We start from the raw sequence: 5,654 nt of genomic DNA on the forward strand, positions 1-5,654 counted from the left end.
GGGATGTCCATGAACGTGCCGTTGCCCAGCACCTCTCTGACAATGCCGAGGCATAGCAAGGCGACGGTGAAGCCCGCACCCATGCCGAGAGCGTCGAGTACCGATCGTCCGATGCTGTTCTTTGACGAGAACGCCTCTGCGCGTCCGAGGATGACGCAGTTCACAACGATGAGTGCGACGAATGCACCCAGGCTGCGGTGCACCTCGAGGCTGATCGCCGGAATCACGTACTCGGCCACGGTCACGAACGTGGCGATAATCAGTATGTAGGTGGCGATCCGAACCTGTTTTGGAATGACATTGCGAAATGCGGAAACCAGGATGCTCGACGATACCAGAACGAACATCGTCGCGAGGCCCATCACGAGCGAGTTGACGACCGTGTTCGTGACCGCCAGCACCGGGCACATGCCCAGCACCTGAACAAAGACCGGATTTTCCTTCCAGAGACCCTTCAGCAGAGTATCGAAGCTGGTTATCTCCGGACTTGTAATTCCTGGTGTCGCCACTAGCCTGCCTCCGTCAATTGATCGAGGTTACGCCGGAGCAACGGTATCATTCCGGCGGCACTCTCCCCGACAATACGCGTGATCGCCCTGGATGACACTGTCGCACCAGTGATGGCCTCGATCTCCCAGGGATTGTTCTTCTCGCCGCTCTTTACCATCTCGATGGTGCGAAGCAGCGACTGGTTGGCCTCGTCTGTTTCGACCGCCAGCGCGTCGAAGTTGGCCCGAAACGTGTCATCCTTCTCGATCTTGTCGCCGAGTCCGGGTGTCTCTTTGCTCTCGAGGACTTTCATACCGACGACACACTCGCAATCGGGCGAGTAGCCGTACAGCAGTCGAATGACATCCTGATAGCCCTGTCCTCGCGACTCGATGGCGAGGCCTGCAAGCGCGCCCGAGCTGTCGAACCCCGCGTAGAGCCCGTGCGGTTCATCCGCGCGCACGACGGTGTCATCCCGGATATCGAAGAATGCGAATGTGGTTGCGCCGGGGATCACGTCGAGGATGGCGTTTTCCAGATACGCACGACGGTTAGCCTCGATAAACGGCGTTGTGATCTGGAACGTGGCGACCAGTATCGTGCTCGCGATCAAGCCGACGCTGCCCATCACGGCCACCATCCGGAGGCTGCCACCTTGCGGGGCGCCGACGTCGATATGTTGATCAGGCTCGGGCATTCGCTGCTAGTGTCGCTTTGCGCGCCAGGACGTTCCGTACACGCGGCCCTGCGTGGTTCTGTTGATCAATGGCGTGGTCGCGTTCATCAGGAGGATTGCATACATCACGCCCTCGGGCAATCCGCCAAATAGACGGATGATCATCACCAGTGCTCCGATACCGACTCCGAAGATCCAGCATCCTCGCTGCGTGATTGGAGACGAAACGGGATCAGTAGCCATGAATATCGCCCCGAGCATCAGTCCTCCCGAAAAGAGGTGAAACATCGGGGGCGCGAAGCGGGCCGGATCGATGAGATGTGTTGCCGCGGCGATCAGCCCGACCGTAGCCAGAATACTGATCGGAATACGCCAGTTCAGAACGCGACGAAGCCCCAGGTAGAGACCGCATATCAGGATGATGAGAGATCCGGTCTCGCCGAGTGATCCTGCCGTGGTGCCGAAGAGCAGGTCGGTTGCGTTGGTGACCACGCCGTCGAACTTCATCTGGGATAGCGGAGTGGCCTGCGTTATCGCATCGATGCCGGGTTTCAGGAAAGGAAACGCGAACAGGTCGCCACGGACAGTGAGTAGTTCGGAGCCTGGCACCGGCTGAGCCCATGTCGTCAACATGGACGGAAATGCGGCCTGCAGAAACGCCCGGCCAACGAGCGCGGGGTTGAAGACATTCGACCCGATTCCGCCAAAGATGAGCTTGCCGAGTGCGATCGCCACGAACCCGCCGGTGAAGGCCATCCACAGAGGCGTGGTCGGTGGCAGGGTAAGAGCCAGCAGCGCGCCGGTGATCACACCGGAGCCATCCCGCAGCGTGCTTCTGCCGGAGCGCGAACGATTGTGGAGCCATTCGGGAAGCAACGCGCCGGCGATGCAGGCGACGGCAATCAGCAGGGCATTGATGCCGAAGAACCAGATTGCTGCGAGCAGGACCGGGACCAGGGCGTAGTTGACCTGCCACATCAAATACGCCGTGTCCTCCCGATGTTTGAGGAAAGGCGACGTCGTCAGCAGCAGCCTGGGCTCGTCACGCGTCATTCTCCACCCGCGGTCTCTCTCGCTTTTTGTTCACGAAGTAGCACCTTGGCTACGCGAAATCGTTGCACCAGAGGAATATTGCTGGGACACACATACGAACAAGACCCGCACTCCATGCAGTCCATGATGTGCCATTCATGCATGTCGTCGTAGAGGCGGGCCTTCGCCAGCGAACCGAGTCGGCTCGGATTGAGAAACACCGGACAGGCGTCGACGCATCTCTGGCACTTGATGCACGGGTACTCCTCTCGCGGAAACACCTCATAGTCCGTCAGGAACAGGATGCCGGACGTACCCTTCATGATGGGTACGTCGAGCATTCGTTGCGCCGATCCCATCATGGGTCCGCCGAACAACACCTGCTTGACGTTGTCGGTCATTCCACCGCAGTACGCGATCACGTCGGTCAACCTGGTGCCAATCGGGATCAGCAGGTTGGACGGCTTCCTGATGCCGGGGCCCGTCACTGTGACAATTCGTTCGATGAGCGGCTGTCCGTAGCGGAACAGATCTCCGATGCCTGACACGGTTCCGACGTTGTTGACGATCACCTGGACGTCGATCGGTAGTCTGCCGCTTGGTATCTCGATGTCGAGGACGGCCTCAGTCAGCATTTTCTCGGCGCCCTGCGGATACTTCGTTTCGAGGGGCACGATTTCGCACGGAAGGTGCTCCGGCATCGCCGCGCGCAGCTGCTCGATGGCGTCCACCTTGTTCATCTCGACGCCGATGTAGGCAATCTCCGCGCCCAGGGCTTTGAGAAGGATCTCAACGCCAAGAAATATGGAGTCGCTGCGCTCAAGCAGAGCTCGATAGTCGCTGTTGAGATACGGTTCGCATTCGACGGCATTCACCAGGAAGAAGCGAACCTTCTTGCCCTCCGGTACGGTCAGTTTGACGTGCGTCGGAAATGCGGCGCCGCCCAGACCGACAAAGCCGCCCCAGGAGACCTGATCAATAATCTCTTTGGGAGACATTGTCTTCCAGTCAATAGTGCGCTCATCGTGCAGGATCTGAGGCGAGACCGGATCGGGTTTCAGTACGATGGAATCGACCACCTTTCCCGAAGGGTGATTCCTGAGGTCGATGGCCGTGATCGTGCCGGTTGCGGAGGCGTGGAGGTATGACGACACGAAACCTGTCGCCTCACCGATCACCTGACCGCGGTGGACGTAGTCGCCCACCTTTACGACGGGTCTGGAAGGGGATCCAAGGTGCTGAGTCAGCGGCAGGACGAGTTCGTCCATGAACGGGATCCGCTCGATCTGCCGGTCGTGCGTCAGCTCTTTGTAGTCGGCCGGATGGACGCCATGGCGGAATGTCTCAATATGCCGTGCAAGAGAGGTGGCCAATGGCGTCACTTCGCTCCGTTTGACTGTGTGGCGGCGCTGTCGCTTTCGTCGTCTGCAGATCCGCCCTTGGACAGTGACGAGAGATAGTCAGACAGACGCTGCGCGGCCGCGGCCGTGTCCGATCCAAACCCGCTGAGGGTCATAAGCTCGTCGGTAAGTCGCGAATGAAAGTCGGCACCAAACTCCGCACGACTTGTCTCGGCCTCGGACGCGAACTTGTTTTGCAGCTCCTCTCGCACGCGAGTCAGCTCTTCCTGAAAACGCGCTTCCGCTTCTTCAGATATTTTGGTGACGACACTGGAGCGGACTCCCGCCAGCTCCTGGAGAAGTTGCCATTCAGCGAGGCGCTTTTCCGTCAGCCTTGCGATTTCCGGCATGACCAGTACGCGCGCGGTTCGTTCCGGCGAAATCGTGACCTCGATATAGGGCTCGGCTTCGGCACGTTCAGCGAACGGCATTTCCAGGAATTCGGCGAGCGATACCATTTTCTCGTTCCAGACATTCTTCGCAACATGTCGGAAGTATGGGCGATAACGTCCTTCTCCTATCGCCCAGTTTGCGACCGTTAGAGGTGCCTGCGCCGTTGACCGCTCCTTTCCGTTGCTGAGCATCCAATTCTGGTCGGGAGCCGGATTGCCTGTGAGATCCCACCTGTGAGCCCATTCGCCCGGGGCATCCGGGTTGTATTTCATGAGCGGAAACGTGCGGCTCTCGACCGCCGTGCGCATCCGGTTCATCGATTGCGCAGGATCGAATCCATGCTCCGCCGGCTCGGCAACATACAGGTGGAACAGTGACGGGCCACGTCGCTCGAGTCCTTCGACGAGGCCGTCAAGGAGATGGCCACGAACACCGATCGTTGATCTCAGGACGTACAGGTCGGGGCGCGCCATTGGCCAGAGCCGCACGTCGGAGCCGTTCGAAGACAGGGAGACGTCGCTAGACAACAGGAACACCTTGACAGGAGCCTCGACGCGCAGGAGATATGGAATCGCATCACCGGCATCGCCGGCGATCACACAAACCGGCGGGCAGATCGCCCACTCTTCGTCAGTCAGATCTCGCCAGTCGAGGCGGTCGAGTGCATCGTCATGCTCGGCGGGCTCATACACGTCGTCGAGTATGAGGCGTGCAAGCCTTAGCGCCCGAATGCCGGATATCACGACAGCGGTGACGGATGAGAACAACCCATCGGCAACCGCCACGGTATCTGCACCGGTGTTGATCCACGGGAATGAGAACGGGTTGTACGGGTAGTAGCCTCTGTTTGTCGCCGAATGGTCCTCGCTGAAGACGCCAAGCAAGTTGGTCCGAGTGCTGCCCGTCCCGCTTCCGTCGTACGCACTTATTATGTCGCGCAGACGCAGCAGCGAGTCGTTGAGCTGCTGAAGTCTGTCGCGATCGACCGTCACCTCTCCGGAGGCGATGCCGGCAAGCGTTTCCGGCTCAAGCGTTTTGTCTGTCAACGACTTCAGCCGCTGGCCGAATGCCTCGAAGTCATTGACGTCGACAGACTCGCGAACCCGGGCTTTGATCTTCTGCTCCAGGTCGTCTGCGCATTCGGACAGAGTCGCCACGAAGGTTTCCACTCGCGGGCGGATGACCGAGTCGGCGACGGCTGCCATCAGGTGTAACGTCGACTGGGTCCCACTGCCGGGGAACGACGAATCTCCTCCGAGCATGCTGTGATACGAGTCGCGATCAAGCAGTCGGTATGCGAGAGATTCAGGTTTGTCACGAAGCGCGAATCGATCGATGGTCTCTCGCGTCACGCCGCCGAGTCGTGATGCGAACAACCAGTCGCGGCGATACTGGCGCAGCTGGTGCGGAGTCTGCTTTGTGATCTCGATCGCGAAGTCCTGACAGACGGCGTGGCAGATGCCGCATGATTTGCACGAGTCGGCATTTACGTTGATCGAGAACAGCAGGCCGCTGCCTTTGTCCGCGCTTTCCGGTGCAACGAAGAAGGTGTCTGTCCTGGCAATGGGGAATGTCTTCAGACGGGCAACGAGCGCCTTCATCTCTGCTCGAAGGGTCTCGGTTTCCGACTCCGTCTGCCCGAGACGGCTGACAAGCTGCTCAAA

Annotated in this window: 5 protein-coding genes; all 5 read right to left on the reverse strand. The window is 59.4% G+C overall.

Features of this window, described 5'->3' with window-relative positions:
- A partial coding sequence (gene rsxE / locus HKN37_12785; GenBank protein NNE47523.1) for an electron transport complex subunit RsxE occupies positions 1-494 on the reverse strand: 494 nt, incomplete at its 3' end.
- A gap of 14 nt (positions 495-508) precedes the next feature.
- Positions 509-1,186, reverse strand: coding sequence for an FMN-binding protein (locus tag HKN37_12790; protein NNE47524.1), 678 nt, complete (start codon positions 1,184-1,186; stop codon positions 509-511).
- 6 nt (positions 1,187-1,192) lie between these two features.
- Entirely contained in the window at positions 1,193-2,218 is a 1,026-nt protein-coding gene (locus tag HKN37_12795; protein NNE47525.1) for an RnfABCDGE type electron transport complex subunit D, read from the reverse strand.
- Entirely contained in the window at positions 2,215-3,570 is a 1,356-nt protein-coding gene (gene rsxC / locus HKN37_12800; protein NNE47526.1) for an electron transport complex subunit RsxC, read from the reverse strand. The genes HKN37_12795 and rsxC overlap by 4 nt, the downstream gene beginning before the upstream one ends.
- A 5-nt stretch (positions 3,571-3,575) precedes the next feature.
- The gene (locus HKN37_12805; protein NNE47527.1) at positions 3,576-5,591 is read right to left on the reverse strand and encodes a hypothetical protein; all 2,016 of its coding nucleotides are present in this window, start codon (positions 5,589-5,591) and stop codon (positions 3,576-3,578) included.
- Positions 5,592-5,654: the final 63 nt, after the last annotated feature.

The organism is Rhodothermales bacterium (assembly GCA_013002345.1).
Lineage (GTDB): Bacteria > Bacteroidota > Rhodothermia > Rhodothermales > JABDKH01 > JABDKH01.